The sequence below is a fragment of the Burkholderia gladioli genome, assembly GCF_000959725.1.
Taxonomy (GTDB): domain Bacteria; phylum Pseudomonadota; class Gammaproteobacteria; order Burkholderiales; family Burkholderiaceae; genus Burkholderia; species Burkholderia gladioli.
On sequence record NZ_CP009322.1, the window covers coordinates 605825 to 623619 of the forward strand.

General features: G+C 71.3%; 13 protein-coding genes. 6 read left to right on the forward strand and 7 right to left on the reverse strand.

The annotated features are described in order from the left end of the window. The first annotated feature begins 1 nt into the window (after position 1). Positions 2-1483: a sensor histidine kinase gene (locus tag BM43_RS03515; protein WP_036056848.1), complete on the forward strand. Its 1482-nt coding sequence runs from the start codon at positions 2-4 to the stop codon at positions 1481-1483. 25 nt (positions 1484-1508) lie between these two features. On the opposite strand, the gene BM43_RS03520 is transcribed toward BM43_RS03515, so the two are convergent. Continuing rightward, positions 1509-2222, reverse strand: coding sequence for a GNAT family N-acetyltransferase (locus tag BM43_RS03520; protein ID WP_036056847.1), 714 nt, complete (start codon positions 2220-2222; stop codon positions 1509-1511). Positions 2223-2361: 139 nt separating this feature from the next. Beyond that, positions 2362-3009 carry a DsbA family oxidoreductase gene (locus BM43_RS03525; RefSeq protein WP_025101804.1) on the reverse strand — a complete coding sequence of 216 codons (648 nt, stop codon included), beginning with the start codon at positions 3007-3009 and terminating at the stop codon, positions 2362-2364. A gap of 509 nt (positions 3010-3518) precedes the next feature. Between BM43_RS03525 and BM43_RS03530 the strand changes: the two genes are divergently transcribed. Together BM43_RS03530 and BM43_RS03535 are read left to right on the forward strand one after the other, a co-directional pair. Beyond that, positions 3519-4640, forward strand: coding sequence for a chitosanase (locus BM43_RS03530; RefSeq protein ID WP_036056845.1), 1122 nt, complete (start codon positions 3519-3521; stop codon positions 4638-4640). Positions 4641-4838: 198 nt separating this feature from the next. Next, positions 4839-5792, forward strand: a complete 954-nt coding sequence (locus BM43_RS03535) for an SMP-30/gluconolactonase/LRE family protein (RefSeq protein WP_036056843.1) — start codon at positions 4839-4841, stop codon at positions 5790-5792. Between the two features lie 115 nt (positions 5793-5907). Here the strand turns inward: BM43_RS03535 and BM43_RS03540 are convergent, their stop codons facing one another. From BM43_RS03540 to BM43_RS03550, 3 genes are all read right to left on the reverse strand, one after another. Further along, positions 5908-6234 (reverse strand): hypothetical protein, encoded by a 327-nt coding sequence (locus BM43_RS03540; protein ID WP_036056841.1) that lies wholly within the window; start codon positions 6232-6234, stop codon positions 5908-5910. A gap of 16 nt (positions 6235-6250) precedes the next feature. Beyond that, positions 6251-6853, reverse strand: coding sequence for a nucleotidyltransferase family protein (locus tag BM43_RS03545; RefSeq protein ID WP_042286261.1), 603 nt, complete (start codon positions 6851-6853; stop codon positions 6251-6253). Between the two features lie 106 nt (positions 6854-6959). After that, on the reverse strand, positions 6960-7595 hold the full coding sequence (locus BM43_RS03550; RefSeq protein WP_025101800.1) for a TetR/AcrR family transcriptional regulator: 636 nt from the start codon (positions 7593-7595) through the stop codon (positions 6960-6962). Between the two features lie 86 nt (positions 7596-7681). Here BM43_RS03550 and BM43_RS03555 point away from each other — a divergent pair, with 86 nt between their 5' ends. Beyond that, positions 7682-8809, forward strand: coding sequence for an MBL fold metallo-hydrolase (locus BM43_RS03555; protein ID WP_036056839.1), 1128 nt, complete (start codon positions 7682-7684; stop codon positions 8807-8809). Between the two features lie 93 nt (positions 8810-8902). Here BM43_RS03555 and BM43_RS03560 read toward each other — a convergent pair whose 3' ends face one another. Further along, the gene (locus BM43_RS03560) at positions 8903-9868 is read right to left on the reverse strand and encodes a GlxA family transcriptional regulator (RefSeq protein WP_036056837.1); all 966 of its coding nucleotides are present in this window, start codon (positions 9866-9868) and stop codon (positions 8903-8905) included. 126 nt (positions 9869-9994) lie between these two features. Between BM43_RS03560 and BM43_RS03565 the strand changes: the two genes are divergently transcribed. Together BM43_RS03565 and BM43_RS03570 are read left to right on the forward strand one after the other, a co-directional pair. Further along, positions 9995-10636: an HD domain-containing protein gene (locus BM43_RS03565; RefSeq protein ID WP_025101797.1), complete on the forward strand. Its 642-nt coding sequence runs from the start codon at positions 9995-9997 to the stop codon at positions 10634-10636. Between the two features lie 404 nt (positions 10637-11040). After that, on the forward strand, positions 11041-12660 hold the full coding sequence (locus tag BM43_RS03570; RefSeq protein WP_036056836.1) for a methyl-accepting chemotaxis protein: 1620 nt from the start codon (positions 11041-11043) through the stop codon (positions 12658-12660). A gap of 128 nt (positions 12661-12788) precedes the next feature. Here BM43_RS03570 and BM43_RS03575 read toward each other — a convergent pair whose 3' ends face one another. Beyond that, positions 12789-17774, reverse strand: coding sequence for a DEAD/DEAH box helicase (locus BM43_RS03575; RefSeq protein WP_036056833.1), 4986 nt, complete (start codon positions 17772-17774; stop codon positions 12789-12791). Positions 17775-17795: the final 21 nt, after the last annotated feature.

Genomic DNA, 17795 nt, shown 5'->3' on the forward strand with positions numbered 1-17795 from the left:
CATGCGCCGCCTGAGCCTGACCCAGCGCCTGGCGCTGGTGTTCTCGGTGCTGCTGCTGGCCTGCTGTGGCGCCTCGGCCTGGATCCAGATCCGCGCCAGCGACATGCACGAGAAGGAGGTGGTGCAGCGCCTGTCGCGCGACCTGGCCAGCCATATCGCGCTGAGCGCCTCGCTGCTCGACGACAACGGCCTGCGGCCCGACGCGGTGCGCAAGCTGTTCGGCCAGCTGATGGGCGTCAATCCGAGCGTCGAGGTCTACCTGCTCGACAACGCCGGGCGCATCCGCGGCGACGACGCGCCGCCCGGCCGCGTCAAGCGCGATCGTGTCGATCTCGCCCCGGTCAAGCGCTTCCTGGCGGGCCAGCCGCTGCCGATCCTCGGTGATGACCCGCGCAGCCTCGACGCGCGCAAGGTGTTCAGCGCCGCGCCGCTGCAACTGCCGGGGCACGCGCCCTCGGGCTACATCTACGTGGTGCTGCTGGGCGAGGCGCACGACGAGCTGGCCGCGCGGGTAGCCGCCAGCTCGGTGCTGCGCACCACGCTCTGGTCGATCGCGCTGGTGGCGCTGCTCGGGCTGCTGGCGGGTCTCACCGCGTTCGGGCTGATCACGCGGCCGCTGCGCCGCTTCGCCGACGCGATGCGCCGCTTCGATGCCAACGGCGAGCCCGACGCGCAACCCTCGCTGCCGCATTCCTCGGCGGCCGGCGCGCGCGACGAGATCGCCGTGTTGGAGACCACCTTCGAGCAGATGGCCGCGCGCATCGGCGAGCAATGGCGCGAGTTGAAGCAGCAGGACCTGCAGCGGCGCGAGCTGGTGGCGAACCTCTCGCACGACCTGCGCACGCCGCTGACCTCGCTGCACGGCTACCTGGAGACGCTGGCGCTGAAGGACGGCACGCTGGAGACGGCCGAGCGCGAGCGCTACCTGTCGGTGGCGCTGGTGCAGAGCGAGAAGGTGGGGCGCCTGGCGCGCGCGCTGTTCGAGCTGGCGCGGCTCGAATCGGGCCTGGTGCAGCCGGCGCTGGAGGACGGCTCGCTGGCCGACCTGGTGCAGGACGTGTTCGCCAAGTTCGAGCTGAGCGCCAAGGCGCGGGAGGTGACGCTCGACGCGCGCATCGAGCCGCGCCTGCCGAACATCCATGCCGATCTCGGCATGATCGAGCGGGTGCTGACCAACCTGCTCGACAACGCCCTGCGGCACACGCCCAAGGGCGGCCACGTGGCCGTCGAGCTGGCCTCGCGCGAAGGCGAGGTCAACGTCACCGTGCGCGATACCGGGCCCGGCGTGCCGGCGGCCCTGCGCGAACACCTGTTCCGGCGCCCGGTGGGATCGTGGGAGGCGCCCGGCGACGCGCATCGCGGCGGGCTGGGATTGCTGCTGGTGCAGCGCATGCTGCAACTGCACGGCAGCGAGGCGCGGCTGCTCGACGAGCCGCGCGGCGGGGCGGCGTTCAGCTTCTCGCTGCCGGCCGCGGGGCGCTAGGGCGGGCCGGCCGCCCGCCGCCGCGCTACCGCGCTTCGCGCAGTTCCACGAGCGAGCGGCGCTGGCGCCCCTCGGCGTCGAAATTCTCCGGCGCCAGCCAGGCCTCGAAGGCTTCCCGCAGCGTCGGCCATTCGCTGTCGATGATCGAGAACCAGGCCGTATCGCGGCTGCGATCCTTGTAGACGATCGCCTGCCGGAAGATCCCCTCGAAACGGAAACCGAGCCGCTCGGCCGCGCGCCGCGACGGCGCGTTGAGGCTGTCGCATTTCCACTCGTAGCGGCGGTAGCCGAGCTGCTCGAACACATGGGCCATCAGCAGGTACTGCGCCTCGGTCGACAGCGGCGTCTGCTTGAGCTTCGGCGAGAAGGTCACGTGGCCCACCTCGATCACGCCATGCGCCGGATCCTGCCGCATCAGCGCCAGCGTGCCGACCGCGTGGCCGCTGACGCGGTCGATCACGGCGTAGTGGCGCGGATCGGTGCTGCGCTCGGCCTTCTCGACATGGGCGCGATAGTCCTCGACGCTCGTGAACGGGCCGACCGTCAGGTAGGTCCAGTCGCTGCCGTCCCGCGCCGACAGGTAGGCCTCGGCCAGCGCGTCGGCGTGGCGCGCCGCGTCGAGCGGCTCCAGGCGGCAATGGCGGCCCTCCAGCGTGACGGCGGCGGGCAGCGGGCGAGGGGTCCAGCCGTCGACGGGAGCGCCGATCGGTTGGCCGTATTCGTTGGTGCGGGGGGACATTGGGACTCCGGACGAGAGCGGGCGGGAAAGCGCCTACTCTAGAGCCGCCGTGGCCCGTTGGAAAGGTCCAGCGAAGCGGCGGACGATGGAGCCACGACGGCGGCCCGGCATCGCCTCGCCGAGGTTTCCCGGCGCGGCTTCAGGCCGCCGGTTCGGCCAGGATCTGGCGGATCGCGCCTTCGAAGGCCTCGACCGGCTGGCCGCCCGTCACCAGGTAGCGCTGGTTGAAGATGATCGAGGGCACCGAGTGGATGCCTTGCTGCTGCGCCTCGGCCTCGGCGGCGCGCACCTCGTCGGCATAGGCGCCGCTGGCCAGCACCTCGCGCGCGCGATCCGCGTCCAGGCCGACCGATTGCGCGATCGCCGCCAGCACTGCGTGATCGTTGGTCGGCTTGCCTTCGCCGTGATAGGCGCGCAGCAGCGCGAGCTTGAGCGGCAGTTGCTTGCCTTCCAGGCCGGCCCAGTGCAGCAGGCGATGCGCGTCGAAGGTGTTGTAGACATGCTCGCGCGTGCCGAAATCGAAACCGACGCTGGCGCCGCGCTCGCGCAGCATGGCCTGCGTCTCGGCGATCTGCTCGGGCGTGCGGCCGTATTTCCTGCCGAGGTAGGCGACGATCGATTCGCCTTCCGGCTTCATGTCCGGGTTCAGTTCGAACGGGTGCATGCGGATCTGCACCTCGGCGGCGTCGCCGATCCGCTCGAGCGCGAGCAGCAGCGAGGACAGGCCGACCGCGCACCAGGGGCAGGCGATGTCGGAGACGAAATCGATGGTCAGGGCTTGGGACATGATGGTGGGGCCTGCGAGGCATGCAATGGGCCGGACAGGGTAGCGCGAATCGGTTGGCGCTGCTGGCGGCGCTTGAATTCGTGCCGCATGACACGGCTTCGTCATCTATCCATGTTTCGGAAAAGGATTCCAAAAAATAATTTGTAATATGAAAGACGCTTAATTAGAATTCGCCAGGAAATTCGTTATCGCGGATTTCCCGGCGTTGTATCCCGATCGGCTGCCACCCGGTCGATCGAGTCGAACGCCAAGTTCCAGTTCATCACAAAAAGGCGCTGTATCCGGCCAGCCTGGCCGGGCGGGACGGCCTTGCGCCGCCTGCCTTCCGCATCATTCCGCCATGCCGAATCGTTTGTGCGCCGATTTTGAATCGCCGCGCAAGGGGGACCGTTTTGCCTGGATTTCAGGTAAATCGACTTCGGTGCGAACGATTGAGCGGTGCATAAAACAATGAAGCAACTCGCGTGGTTCGTTTGTCTGTCGAAAATAATTAACCGGAGAATTTCATCATGAAAATCGTCTCGACGAAATGCTGGATTCATGCCGCGCTCTGCGCGGCCGTGATGGCGACCCTGCCGCTGGCCGCTGCCGCCGCCTCGGCGCGCACCGTGCACGAGGCGCGCGCCCCGCAAGCGGCCGCTGCCGCCGCCTCGCCCGAAATCTGCAGCTCGCCCTGGACGGCAGCGCGCATCTACGAAGCCGGCAACGTGGTCAGCTTCGACGGCCACGACTATACGGCCGCCTACCGCAGCCAGGGCAACGCGCCCGCGACGGCCAGCGGCGAGGCCGGCAGCGGCCAGCCCTGGGTGGCCGGCGAGGCCTGCAAGCCGGCCAAGCTGAGCAAGGCGGCGCTCGACCACGACGCCAACTTCTCGCCCGCCACGCTGCAATTCCTGAAGGACAACACCGGTCTGGACGGCGAGCAGTGGGACAACATCATGAAGCTGGTCAACAAGCCGGAGCAGGATTCGCTCGACTGGACCAAGTTCTACGGCTACTGCGAGGACATCGGCGACGATCGCGGCTACACCATGGGCATCTTCGGCGCCACCACGGGCGGGCCGAACGACGGCGGCCCGGACGGCCCGGCCCTGTTCAAGGCCTACGACGCGGCCAGCGGCGCCAGCAATCCCTCGGTGCAGGGCGGCCTGGCGCGGATCGGCGCGCACGGCTCGATGCAGGGTTCGATCCTGAAGATCACCGACAGCGAGAAGGTGTTCTGCGGCAAGGTCAAGGGCCTGCAGAACGACGCGGCCTGGCGCGAGGCGATGTGGCGCACGTTCTACTCGGTCTATATCCAGTACAGCGTGCAGCAGGCGCAGTCGCGCGGCTTCGGCAGCGCACTGACGATCGGCTCCTTCGTCGATACGGCCTTGAACCAGGGCGCCGACGGCGGCAGCAACACGCTGCAAGGCCTGCTCTCGCGCTCGGGCAACAGCACCGACGAGAAGACCTTCATGACGAGCTTCTACGCGCAGCGCACCAAGGTGGTCGACACGCACGACTTCAACCAGCCGCCCAACGGGAAGAACCGGGTGAAGCAGTGGAGCACCCTGATGAGCCAGGGCATCACCAGCCTCAAGAACTGTGACGCCGATATCGTCAAGGTGACCAGCTGGACGATGAAGTAAGTCCGGGGCGGGGCCGGCCGCCGCGAGCGGCGCCGGCCCCGCCCACTATCTGGGCGCCTCGCACGCGCTTTTGCATTTCCGGGCCGGACCGTGTATCAGAGCGAAACGGCGTCGGCGCCGGCGCCGCCCGGCCGCATCGGCGGCCGGTGGCGGCACATGGCGCCGGCCGATCCTCAACCGCCAGCCGACCGAAATCCGATGACCGACACGACTGCCCAGCCCGCCCCGAACGCCACCGCCACCCTGCTGGTCGACGGCCGCCACGCGCTCGGCGAATGCGCCACCTGGTGCGAACTCGCGCAAGCCTTCTACTGGACCGATATCGAGGGCGCCCGGCTGTGGCGCCACCGCAGCGGCGCGACGCCGGAAACCGAAAGCTGGGCGATGCCCGAGCGGCTCGGCTGCTTCGGCCTGACGGACGACGCCAACGTGCTGCTGGTCGGGCTGGCCACCCACCTGGCGCTGTTCGACCTGCGCGACGGCCGCTTCGAGCGCATCGTCGAGGTCGAGCCGGGCGAGCGCTCGCGACTGAACGACGGCCGCTGCGACCGCGCCGGCAATTTCGTGTTCGGTATGAAGGACGAGCACGATCCGCTGGAGGCCTCGACCGGCTTCTACCGCCTCAATGCCGATCGCTCGCTCGAGCGGCTCGCGCTACCGCCCGCCGCGATCGCCAACAGCATCGCCTTCTCGCCCGACGGCACGCGCATGTATTTCTGCGATTCGCTCGCGCGCCAGATCATGGTCTGCGACTATCGCGCCGACGGCCCGGTCGCCCGGGTGCGTCCCTTCGTGGCCCTGAGCGACGCGAGCGGCGATCCCGACGGCTCGACGGTCGACGCCGAGGGCGGGCTCTGGAACGCGCAATGGGGCGGCTCGCGCGTGGTGCGCTACGACGCGAACGGCGTGGAGACCGACCGCGTCGCGGTGCCGACCGCGCAGCCGAGCTGCGCCGCGCTCGGGCCCGCGCCCGGGCGGGCCGGCGATGCATCCGGCGACGGCGAGGGCTGGCGCACGCTCTACATCACCAGCGCGCGCACCGGGCTCGACGAAGCCGCCTTGGGCGCGGACCTGCATGCGGGGGGCGTGTTCACGGCAAGCGTTGCGTATCGCGGGCTGCCGGAAGCGCGTTTTCCGCTGCGCAGGGGATAAGGCGCGGCAAGCGGGTTGCGGGCGTCAAGCTGTCGAGGCTCGCGCTGGTTCGCCGATGGTTTCGGCGTTCGCGCCCGGGCCCGCCTGCCTCGCTCCGTCAGCCGGATCAGCCGGATCAGCCGGCCCCTCGCGCGGCAAGCCGCTCGCGCAGCAGCGGCAGGGCCGTATCCCGCCAGAAGCACGGCGAGATCATCCCGCTCGACATCCCGCCATGCCCGAAGGCCGGCACATGGAGGCGGTCCGGTAAGTCGAGCGCCTGCCCGGTGAGGCCGAGATAGCGCTCGGCGATGCTTGCCTCGAGCGCCTCGGCGGAGGCCGGCAGCGCCTGGCCACGCAGGGCCGCTCGCATCGCTTCCCACAGATACGGATCGCCGCGCAGGCCCCATTGCGCCGGCGGCGGCTCGAACAGCGAGGAGAAATCCTGCTCCGGGATCGAGGGCATGACGCGCCGCGCGGGCTCAGGCCGGGCCGCCGGCGAGATCGTCGCGTGTATCGACATCGCGCAGCACGCCCGGATCGTCGACCTCGACCTCGGCAACCTCGTGCGCGAGCAGCAGGGCGCGCGCGCCGGTGTCGCCGTCGAGCGCGGCCAGCGCGTCGCGATGCACGGCCGCGAACGCCACCGGGTGCCCGCGCCGGCCCTGGTGATGGGGCGCGGCGATGGTATTGCGCCCGCTCGCCAGCTCGCGCGCGACCGCGCGGATCGAGGCCGGCGCGACCCAGGGCATGTCGCCCAGCGCGACCAGCCAGCCGCCCGCGTCGCGCGAGGCACGCACCGCGGCGGCCAGGCTCGCGCCCATGCCCTGCGCGGCCTCGGGAGCCACCAGCACGCGGCAGCCGACGATCGCCAGCCGCTCGGCCAGCACCTCGGCGCCGGGCCGCACCACGGCGATTACCTCGGGCATCACGGCGCGCAGCCGCCGGGCGGCGGCCACCGCCACCGGCGTGCCGTCGGGCAGGGCGGCCAGCAGCTTGCTGTCCTGCCCGCTGGGGTCGAAGCGGGTGCCGAGGCCGGCGGCGAGCAGCACGCCGACCACGGGGGAGGAGTGGACGTCAGACATGAGCGAAACCGGAAACTGGGAAGCCGTGATGGCGATTGTGCCGATTCCGCCGCGGCTTCGCACGGATCAAAAAACGGTGATGGAAAACGATGGCCGCCGCGGGCCCTCAGTCGCGCGCCTCGGCATCCTTCGCGTAGCGCGCCAGGAACATGTCCGCCGCCGATTCCGCCAGCGCGCGCCGCGCCTCGCCGGCGATGGCCGGCTGTCCCATCGCCACCTGCGGCCAGAACGCGAAGGACTTCACCAGCCCCTGCAACTGCTGTCCGGCGAAGCCGGGATCCGCCACCGACAGCCGCCCGTCGGCGCTTGCCGCGCGGATCCAGATGCCCAGGTCCTCCTCGCGTTCGCCCAGGCGCGCCACCATGTCCCGTGCCCGCTCGGGCGAATGCATCGCGGCGGCCATCGCGACGCGCACCAGCGACAGGAAGGTATCGTCGGCGAGCAGCCGCAGCTTGCGCATCAGCAGCTCGACCAATTGCCCGCGCAGCGGTTCGCCGGCGCGATAGGCGAGCGCCTCGCCGCCGCGCGTGGCGTCCCACAGCCGCTCCAGGATCGCCAGGAACAGCGCGTCCTTGCTCGGGAAATGGTTGTAGACGGTGCGCTTCGAGACCTGCGCGCTGGCGGCGATGCGGTCCATGCTGGTCGCGTCGTAGCCGGCCGAGAGGAACTCGTCGATCGCCGCGCTGACGATCGCGGCCCGTTTCCGGTCGGTCAGGCGGGTGGGGGTGGGGTTGGCGTCCATGGGCGAATTTTACACTTGTCGGTTTACTTTTCTTGAAAACAAACTACACTAGCGAGTCTACTTTTCGTTCTCCGGACGGATTCACCATGATTTCGCTTCCCGACTGGTTCAGCCGCACGCTGGGCATCGCCGCCGCGCAACGCGGGCGCGCGCTGTCCACCGCTTCGCCGCAGCACGACGGCGAGCGCTTCCGCAATGTGCGGCCGCGTCCGTCCGAGGGTTTCGGCAAGACCTTGTCGATCGCCTGGAACGTGCTGTTCAACAAGCCGCGCGGCACCCAGCCGGGCGCCGCGCTGCCGGTCGATGCGCTCACGCGCGCCGAGCTGGACGCCGCGCCCGATCGCAGCCTCTACCGGCTCGGCCATTCGACCCTGCTGCTCAAGCTGCGCGGCGGTTTCTGGCTGACCGACCCGGTGTTCGGCGAGCGCGCCTCGCCGTTCAAGCGGGTCGGGCCGAAGCGCTTCCACGCGCCGCCGATCGCACTGGCGGACCTGCCGCCGCTGGCCGGCGTGATCCTCTCGCACGACCACTACGACCACCTCGACCGCGAGACGGTGCTGGCGCTGGCCGATCGCACCGCGATCTTCCTGACGCCGCTAGGCGTGGGCGATCGCCTGATCGAATGGGGCATCGACGCGGCCAAGGTGCGCCAGTTCGACTGGTGGCAGGGCACCGAGATCGACGGCATCAGCTTCACGGCCACGCCCGCGCAGCATTTCTCGGGGCGCAGCCTGTTCGACGGCAACAGCACGCTGTGGGCCTCGTGGACCATCATCGACGCGCAGCTGCGGATCTTCTTCAGCGGCGATACCGGTTATTTCGACGGCTTCCGCGAGATCGGCGAGCGCTTCGGGCCGTTCGACGTCACGATGCTCGAGACCGGCGCCTACGACGCGCAATGGCCCTATGTCCACATGCAGCCGGAGCATACCGTGCAGGCGCACCAGGACCTGCGCGGACGCTGGCTGGTGCCGGTCCACAACGGCACCTTCGACCTGGCCATGCATCGCTGGCAGGATCCGTTCGAGCGCGTGTTCGGCCTGGCGGCCGCGCAGGGCATCGCGCTGGCCACGCCGCGCATGGGCGAGCGGCTCGACCTGGCCGCGCCGCATCGCGGCGAGCGCTGGTGGCGCGGCGTCGCCGACACGGCGGCCGAGCCGGCGACGCGCGCGCGCCGCTGGCGCTGCCGCGGCGAGCAGGCACCGGAAACCTGAAGCGGCTCAGTTGATCAGAATCCCGAAGTATCGAAGCCGCCGTCGTTCCTGTCGCGACGGCGGCTTCGTTTTTATGCGCCGTCGCGGCCGCGCTCAGCGCTCCTCGTCGCGATAACGCTTGCGATACTCGGCCGGCGTCACGCCCACGTGCTTGACGAAGGCGCGGCGCAGCACGTCGGCATTCGCGAAGCCGCACTTGGCGGCCACCTGCTTGGGCGCGTCGCCGGCCGTCTCGATCAGGGCGCGCGCCGCGTTCACGCGCGCCAGCTCGACCCAGGCGGCCGGCGTCACGCCCACCTCGGCATGGAACAGCCGCGCGAAATGGCGCGGGCTCAGGCCGGCGCGCCCGGCCAGGCTCGTCACGCTGTGGTCGAGCTCCGGCTGCGTGGCCACCCAGCGCTGCACGTCCTGCAGCACCGAGCGCCCGGCCGGCGCGGTGGTGCCGTTGCGGCTGAACTGCAACTGCCCGCCGGGGCGCTTGAAGAACATCACCAATTGGCTCGCCACGCGCATCGCGATCTCGCGGCCCAGATCCTCCTCCACCAGGGCCAGCGCCAGGTCGAGCCCGGCCGTCACGCCGGCCGCGGTGCGCAGCCGGCCGTCGCGCACGTAGAGTGCATCGGCTTCCACCGTCGCGCTCGGACAGCGCTCGGCCAGCGCCTCGACCGAGGCCCAGTGCGTGGTGGCGCGCCGGCCGTCGAGCAGGCCCGCCTCGGCCAGCACCAGCGCGCCGGTGCAGACCGAGCCGAAGCGCTTGCAGCGGCGCGGTACCGCGCGCAGCCAATCGAGCGTCGCGACCGGCACGCCGCCGGCGCCAATGCCCGGCGCGCCCGCCACCAGCAGCGTGTGGATCTCGGGCAGCGCCTCGCCGACCACGCCGTCGGGCACCAGGCGCGCGCCCGATGAACTGACCAGGTGGCCCGGCTCGCAGGCCAGCACCAGCATCCGGTAGGCGGCCTTGCCGGCCTCCACGTTGGCCTGCGCGAACACGTCCAGCGGCCCGCTGACGTCCAGCAACTGCACGCCCGGCACGGCCAGGATCGCGATGGTCTTGCTCATTCGGGTTCCCCTTGGCGGCGCCGTCCGCATTCCGCGCGATTTGGCAGAAAATGACGTGACACGCCGATTGATGACAATCCTATCACGCGGGAGAATCAATCCCGAAGTCCTCACACGGAGAAGATCATGAGCGTCGATATCGGTGGCATTCGCGTTCCCGACAGCCAGCTTGCGCGGGAGATCACGGAATTCGTTCGGGATACCGAAAGTCCCCTGTTGTTCCATCATTCCAGCCGCGTGTTCTATTTCGGCGCGCTGGCCGGCCGGGATCGCGGCCTGAAGTTCGATCCGGAATTGCTCTATGCCGGCGCGATGTTCCATGACGTCGGCCTGATGCCCTCGCACAGCAGCGCGCACGAGCGCTTCGAGGTGGACGGCGCCAACGCGGCGCGCGAGTTCCTGCGCCAGCGCGGCATCGAACAGCACGACATCGACCTGGTGTGGACCGCGATCGCGCTGCACACCACGCCCGGCATTCCGCAGCACATGCATCCGGTGATCGCGCTGGTGACGGCCGGCGTCGAGATGGACGTGCTGGGCCTGACCTACCACGAGTACCACGAGCACGAGCGCGAGGCGGTCACGCACCTGCACCCGCGCCCGGAGCACTTCAAGGAAGACATCATCCAGGCCTTCTACGACGGGATCCGCCACAAGCCCGAGACGACCTTCGGCAACGTCAAGGCCGACGTGATCGCCGACAAGGAGCCGCATTTCCATGCCGGCAACTTCTGCTCGGTGATCCGCTGCTCGGCCTGGCGCGGTTGAGCGCGCCACGCGCGTGGCGGCATGGCTCGAGCGGTGACGCGAAGCGCGTCACCGCAGCAGGGCGTGGACCGCGCGAGGCGTGACGGGGGGCGTCGCGTCTCGCGCTAAGCGGGCGCGGGGCCTGGCGCGGCGTGGGGGAGACCAGGCCGCGCCAGGCGTTCCGCGCCCGCGCCGCGCACCTTGCGCGCGGGAGATTCCCGTCATCCCGGCCGAAAGCTTTCGATTGGTTTTCGATGCGCAACGGCGTGTCATTTGATTTCAAAAAGAAAAACGAAAAAATTAAAGTTGGGGAAGCCGGCGCCGTAATCGCGGCAGGGCATGCCGTCCCGAGGGACGGCACGTGCCCGCCGAAATTTCGCCCGCCGCGCCCGGGGGGGGCGGCCAAAAAAACAGGAGACCCCACCGTGAGCAGCGTGCAGCACAGCGTCCGTTTCAAAATCGTGATGGCCATGACGGCCTGCGTGCTGATCATCGCGCTGGTCGGGGTGTTCGGCACCCTCACCATCTCGCGGCTGGAGACGATGGTCAGCGACGAGTACACCACCACCGTCAAGCCGATCCGCACGCTCGGCGAGATCCGCGCCGGCCTGATCGACGTGCGTCTGCAGATGCGCCGCATGCAGGTGATGCGCGAGGGGGAGGGCAACCGCAAGTCGCTCGATTCGATCCAGCGCACCGTGAGCCGGATCGCCAAGATCTGGCCGAACTACTATCCCGGCGCGATCAACTCCGACAAGGAGCGTGAGCTGGCCGACGGGCTCAACGCCGCGATGCCCCAGTTCCGCCAGGCCACCGCGCAGGTGGTGGAGGCGTTCACCGCGGGCAACTACGACGGCGCGACCCAGTTGATCGACGCGCAGAACGACGCGACCAACGAGATGCTCGATCGCATCAAGGCCGATATCGACGTGAACGACCAGCAGGCCGCGCAGTTCGCGGCGGAAGGCGCGGCCAGCGCGCGCAACGCGCTGGTGATGGCGATCGTGCTGGTGGCGGCGGGGCTGCTGGTGGCGGTCGGCGCCTCGGTCTACCTGCTGCGCACCATCATGCGGCCGCTCGGCAGCGCGATCGCGGTGGCCAACACGATCGCCGACGGCCGGCTGGAAGTGCGCATCGACGACAGCTTCCGCGGCGAGTTCGGCGAACTGATGCACGCGCTGCGCGTGATGGACACGCAACTGGCGCAGACCGTGCGACGCATCCAGTCGAGCACCGGCTCGGTGTCGCTGGCGGCCCGGGAGATCGCCACCGGCAATCTCGAGCTGTCCTCGCGCACCGAGGAACAGGCCGCCTCGCTGGAGGAAACCGCCTCCAGCATGACCGAGCTGACCGAGACGGTGAAGCAGAACGCCGACAACGCGCGCCAGGCCAACGGCCTGGCCACCAACGCCTCGAGCCTGGCCGACGACAACAACCAGGCGATGCGCGAGATGGTCGACACGATCCTGCGGATCAGCGGCAGCTCGGGCAAGATTTCCGAGATCACCGGCACCATCGAGGGCATCGCGTTCCAGACCAATATCCTCGCGCTCAACGCGGCGGTCGAGGCGGCGCGCGCCGGCGAGCAGGGACGCGGTTTCGCGGTGGTGGCCAGCGAGGTGCGCACGCTCGCGCAGCGCTCGGCGGCGGCCGCCAAGGAGATCAAGGAACTGATCGCCTCCTCGGTGACGCTGATCGAGGGCGGCGCGGGGCAGGCCAATGCCGTCAGCGAGAAGATGGGGCGCGTGCGCGAGGCGATCCGGCGCGTCTCGGACATCGTCGCGGAAATCTCGGCCGCGTCGGACGAACAGGCGCGCGGCATCGAGCAGATCAACCAGGCCGTCACGCAGATGGATGCCGTCACGCAGCAGAACGCGGCGCTGGTCGAGCAGGCCGCGGCGGCCGCGCAGTCGCTCGACGAACAGTCGGCGGTGCTCAACGATGCCGTGTCGGTGTTCCGCCTGACGGGCAACGGCGCGGCCGCGCATGCGCCGCGCGCGCCGGAGCGGGCGAAGCGTGGTGGTGTAGAGCTGGCCACGGCCTGAGGCCGGGATGGCGTGAAGGAAGGCGATTCGCCCCGGGCGTGCCAGGCACGGCGCGCGGCGCGGATCGCGAGGGATGACGCCGGGCGGCGTGTTGCGCGTCATGGCACGACACGCCGCCTTGTCCTTGGCTAGTGCCGTCGCGCCAGCTTGAGGCGCGCCGTTTCGTGCAGCTCGGCCGGCAGGCTGTCCTCGTAGACGAACTCGCCGCCCACCAGGGCCGCCACCGCCGCGCCGTCGCGCAGCAGCACGCGGTTGCCGGCCAGCGCCGGCACCTTGCGGCCCGGCAGCAGGGTGCCGGCGAGATTGAGCGGATCGGCGCCGCTCACCACGATCCATTGCCCGTCGGCGGGCTGGCGGCGGATCTCGCGCAGCACCGGAATCGCCTCGGGCAGCGCGAACTGCTCGCCCGCCAGCCCCGCCACGAAGCGCCCGCCGCGGATCTCGCCGCGCGCCTCCAGGCGCTGGTAGACGCGCAGCAGCTCGCGCCAAGGCGGCAGCCACGCCGCCTCGCGTTCGAGCAGGCGCCAGAACACCACGCCGTAGCGGCGCAGCAGGGTCCAGGCCAGATGCTCGAGCGTCTCGCGCGAACGCGCGGCCGGCGCGGCTTGCGTGGCGAGGTCGTTGCGATGGGCCGCGCTCGCGGCGCCATCGCCGGCGTTGTCGCCGTGCGCGTGATCGCCGTCGTTGTCGTTGCCATCGGCGGGGGCCGGCTGCACGCGCACTGGCCGCCGCACCAGCGACCAGCGCCCCGCGTCGTCCATGCCGCCGATCAGCGCGCCGCCGCGCCGCGTGCGCGGCGCGTAATGGGCGCTGCGCTTGACGGCCGGCCGCAGCAGCGCGCGCAGCCCGGCGTAGCTGTCGGCATTGACGCGGCCCGCCGCCACCAGTTCGCCGAGCGCCTGCTCGAGCTCGATCGGCAGCAGGCGCGTATCGTCGAGCAGTTCGTCGAAGAACATCGCGCCGTGCGCGGCCAGCGCGTCGTGCACACGGGCCGCGCGCGCCGACAGCGGCGGCTGCGCCCCGGCCTCGTGCAGGGCCTGCCAGGTGCCGACATGGCGGCGCGGCAGCAGCACGATCGGGGTGGTCCTGACCGGGCCGCCGGCGGCCTTGGCGGCGGCCGAGCCCGCCGGCTTGGGCGGCGGCGCGATGCGGGTCCACACCACGCGCCCCGAGCGGCACAGCTCGTCGATGCCGCCGGTCGCGTAGTCTGCCACGCGCGCCGGCAGCAGTTCCTCCTCCCACGCGGCGGCCGCCGCCTCGAAGCCCTCCAGTTGCTCGACCACGGCGGCCAGCGCATCGCGGCCCAGGCCGCGCGTCTGGCTGCCGACATGCTGCCAGTGGCACAGGAAACGCATGAAATCGGCGCGCTCGACCGGCTCGATCTCGCGGCGCAGGCGCTTGACGGTATAGCGATGAATCCGCGCCAGCAGATGCCGCTCGCACCATTCCTCCCGCGCGGTGCCCGGCGTGAAGCGGCCGCGCATCACGTAGCCTTCGGCCTCCAGCGCGACCAGCGCGGCCTCGACGGCCGGCTCGGGCAGGCCGAGCGGCGCGGCGATGGCGGCCACCGTCAGCGGGCCGAAGCCGGTCAGGCGCGCGCGCAGCACGTCGACCAGCGCCGCCTCGGGCGTCCAGGGCCCGTCATGGCCCTTCGGCGCGGCGATCGCGGGCTCGGGCCGCGCCTCGGGATGCAGCGCGCGCAGGCAGGCGATGCGCTCGGCCGGCACCCACAGCAGGTCCTCGCCGGGCAGGCGCATCGCGGCCACGCGCCGGCCCGCCGCGAGCCTGGCCAGCGCCGCCTGCCAGCCGTCGTGCGCGCGCGCTTCCCTGTCGGCCACGCAGGCCAGGCTGACCAGCGCGTCGTGCACCTCGTCGGCATCGCGCACCAGCGGCCAGGCTTCCTCGCGCACCGCGGCGATCGCCTCGGCGTCGAGCGCGCCCAGGTCGTCGGCCGATTCCGGGTCGCTCCAGCGGCGCGCCAGCACCGCCTGGGTGCGGCGTTCCTCGAGCGGCGCATCGTCGAGGAAGGCATAGGGCTTGGCGTTGAGGATCTCGGCGGCCAGCGGCGAGGGCGCCGGCAGGTCGCGCGTCACCAGCTCCACCTCGCCGGCCTCGATGCGGCGCAGCAGGGCCAGCCAGGCCTCGGTGTCGAGCGCCTCGTGCAGGCAGTCGTCGAGCGTCTGGTCGACCAGCGGGTGATGGGGAACCTCGCGCTCGCCGACGATGTTCTCGATGCAGGCCACCTGGTCCGGGAACACCGTGGCGAGCAGGTCCTCGCTCTTCATGCGCTGCAGTTGCGGCGCGGTGCGGCGCCCGCCGGTATAGCGCGGTAGCGCCAGCGAGGTGGTGGCGTTCCAGCGCCAGCGCACGCCGAACAGCGGCGCGTCGAGCAGGGCCTGCACCAGCACGTGCTCGGCGCTGGCCGCGCGCAGGTAGCGCCAGACCTCGGCCAGCTCTAAGCTGTGCGCGAGCGAGAGCGACAGGATGATGGCGTCGTCGGTGGCCGCCGCCTGCAGCTCGAAATTGAAGGCGCGGCAGAAGCGCTTGCGCAGCGCCAGGCCCCAGGCGCGGTTGACGCGGTTGCCGAAGGGCGAATGGATCACCAGCTGGGTGCCGCCCGATTCGTCGAAGAAGCGCTCCATCACCAGCGTGTGCTGGGTCGGCAGCGCGCCGAGCGCGGCGCGCGAGCGGGCCAGGTACTCGACGATCTGCCGGGCGGCTTCCGGCGCGAGGCCGAGCGTGCCGGTCAGCCAGTCGAGCGCGGGGGCCAGGCGGCTGGGCTCGGGCGTGTCGTGGGCCGTCGAGGGGGCGGGCGGGGCAGTGCCTGCCGGCGGGGGCGCGGCGCCGGGCCTGGCCTTGGCGGTGGGGTTCGGATCGAGCGCCGCGCGCGAGGCGGATTTCGCCGTGCCGGCCTTGGTCGCCTTGGTCGCGGCCTTGGCGCGTGTGCTCGCGTCGGTGGCGGCGTCCTGCGCGAGCGCGGCCGTCGAGCGCGCCGCGTGGATCGCCCGCGAGGCGGCCGGCGCGGCGGCCGCCAGCTCGCCCTGTTCGAGCAGCGCGTCGAGGGTGCCGCGCAGCCGCGCCACGCCGGCCGACAGCTCGTCGCTGCGCCCCGGCGCCTCACCGAGCCAGAACGGGATGTTGGGCGCCTGCCCGCGCGCGTCCTCGACGCGCACGCGGCCGGTCTCGACGCGCAGGATCCGGTAGGACTGGTTGCCGAGCTGGAACACGTCGCCGGCCAGGCTCTCGATCGCGAAATCCTCGTTGACGGTGCCGATCTGGGTGCCTTGCGGCTCGAGCAGCACCGAGTAGTCGGCCGTATCGGGGATCGTGCCGCCCGAGGTCACGGCGGTCAGCCGCGCGCCGCGCCGGGCGCGCACCGTGCCCGTGCTCAGGTCGCGATGCAGGTAGGCGCGCCGCGGGCCGCGTCGGCTCGAGAAACCCTCGGCGAGCATCGCCATCACTTCGTCGAAACGCTCGCGCGACAGCGCCGCGTAGGGCGCCGCCTGCGTGAAGCGGCGCCACAACTCGGTCTCGTCCCATTCGGCGCAGACCACCTCGGCGACGATCTGCTGGGCCAACACGTCGAGCGGCGCGCGCGGCACGTGCAGCCGGTCGAGTTCGCCGCGCGCCACGCAGTCGAGCAGGGCCGCGCATTCCACCAGCTCGTCGCGCGACAGCGGGAACAGGCGCCCCTTGGGCGTGCCGCCGACCTGGTGGCCCGAGCGCCCGACGCGTTGCAGGAAGGGCGCGATGCCGCGCGGCGAGCCGATCTGGCAGACCAGCTCGACCTCGCCGATGTCGATGCCGAGTTCGAGCGAGGCGGTGGCCACCAGCAGCTTCAGCTCGCCGCGCTTGAGGCGCTGCTCGGCGTCGAAGCGCGCTTCCTTGGCAAGGCTGCCGTGATGCGCGGCGATCGCCTGCTGGCCGAGCCGCTCGCCCAGATGGCGCGCGAGCCGCTCGGCCATGCGCCGCGTGTTGACGAACACCAGGGTGGTGCGATGCGCGGCCGCCAGTTCGGCGATGCGGTCGTAGATGCGCTCCCAGACGTCGTTGGCCATCACCGGTTCGAGCGGGATCGGCGGCAGTTCGAGCGCGAGGTCGCGCTCGCGGACGTGGCCCACATCGACGATCGCGCAGGCGCGCGTGTCGAGGGCTTGCGGGAGCGATGGCGGGGGCGATGCGGGCGATGTCGTCGCCGTATCGGCGGGTGCCGAGGCGGCTGCCTTGGTCCTGCGCCGCTTCGTGGCCTGCGTCTTGGGGGCTTCGGGTGCAGCGGAGGCTTCGGGTGGTTCCGACGCTGCCGAGGCTTTCGGCGCTTGGGGAATGGCGGGCGTGTTCCGCGCTTCGGGCGCTTCCTGCGCTCGCGCCGCGTCGGCCGGCCCGCCGCCGGCCGAGCCGTTCGCGGCGCCGGCCTCGACGCCCACCAGGAACCGCGCCACCAGCTCGATCGGCTTCTGCGTGGCCGACAGCCCGATGCGCGGCAGCGGCCGGCCCGCCAGCGCGTCGAGCCGCTCCAGCGACAGGGCGAGATGGCTGCCGCGCTTGTTGCCGGCCAGCGCGTGGATCTCGTCGACGATGGTGGTACGCACCGTCGACAGCATGCGCCGCCCCGATTCCGAGGACAGCAGCACGTACAGCGATTCGGGCGTGGTCACCAGGATGTGCGCGGCGCGTTTGCGCAGCGCGCTGCGCTCGGCCTGGGTGGTGTCGCCGGTGCGCACGGCGGTGCGGATCTCGGGCACCGGCAGGCCGAGCCGGGCGAGTTCGTGCGCGATGCCGGCCAGCGGTGCCTCGAGATTGACGCGGATGTCGTTGGACAGCGCCTTGAGCGGCGAGACATAGACCACCAGGGTCTGGTCGGGCAGGCTGCCGTCGTTGGCGAGCGCCTCGCGCACCAGTTCGTCGATCGCGCAGAGGAAGGCGGTGAGGGTCTTGCCCGAGCCGGTCGGCGCGGCCACCAGGGTCGAGCGGCCGGCCTTGATGAGCGGCCAGGCGCGTGCCTGCGCCTCGGTCGGCGCGGCGAAGCTGCGCGCGAACCAGCCGGCCACGGCCGGGTGGAAGGCATCGAGCGGGGCGGCCGGCGAGGCCGCGGGCGAGCGGGTGGCGCTATCCATCAGGCGGATCCCGGGCCGGAT

Excerpts from the sequence above, each read along its gene's own strand:
- BM43_RS03515 (WP_036056848.1), top strand. The coding sequence starts at position 2 with ATGCGCCGCCTGAGCCTGACCCAGCGCCTGGCGCTGGTGTTCTCGGTG.
- BM43_RS03520 (WP_036056847.1), bottom strand. The coding sequence starts at position 2,222 with ATGTCCCCCCGCACCAACGAATACGGCCAACCGATCGGCGCTCCCGTC.
- BM43_RS03525 (WP_025101804.1), bottom strand. The coding sequence starts at position 3,009 with ATGTCCCAAGCCCTGACCATCGATTTCGTCTCCGACATCGCCTGCCCC.
- BM43_RS03530 (WP_036056845.1), top strand. The coding sequence starts at position 3,519 with ATGAAAATCGTCTCGACGAAATGCTGGATTCATGCCGCGCTCTGCGCG.
- BM43_RS03535 (WP_036056843.1), top strand. The coding sequence starts at position 4,839 with ATGACCGACACGACTGCCCAGCCCGCCCCGAACGCCACCGCCACCCTG.
- BM43_RS03540 (WP_036056841.1), bottom strand. The coding sequence starts at position 6,234 with ATGCCCTCGATCCCGGAGCAGGATTTCTCCTCGCTGTTCGAGCCGCCG.
- BM43_RS03545 (WP_042286261.1), bottom strand. The coding sequence starts at position 6,853 with ATGTCTGACGTCCACTCCTCCCCCGTGGTCGGCGTGCTGCTCGCCGCC.
- BM43_RS03550 (WP_025101800.1), bottom strand. The coding sequence starts at position 7,595 with ATGGACGCCAACCCCACCCCCACCCGCCTGACCGACCGGAAACGGGCC.
- BM43_RS03555 (WP_036056839.1), top strand. The coding sequence starts at position 7,682 with ATGATTTCGCTTCCCGACTGGTTCAGCCGCACGCTGGGCATCGCCGCC.
- BM43_RS03560 (WP_036056837.1), bottom strand. The coding sequence starts at position 9,868 with ATGAGCAAGACCATCGCGATCCTGGCCGTGCCGGGCGTGCAGTTGCTG.
- BM43_RS03565 (WP_025101797.1), top strand. The coding sequence starts at position 9,995 with ATGAGCGTCGATATCGGTGGCATTCGCGTTCCCGACAGCCAGCTTGCG.
- BM43_RS03575 (WP_036056833.1), bottom strand. The coding sequence starts at position 17,774 with ATGGATAGCGCCACCCGCTCGCCCGCGGCCTCGCCGGCCGCCCCGCTC.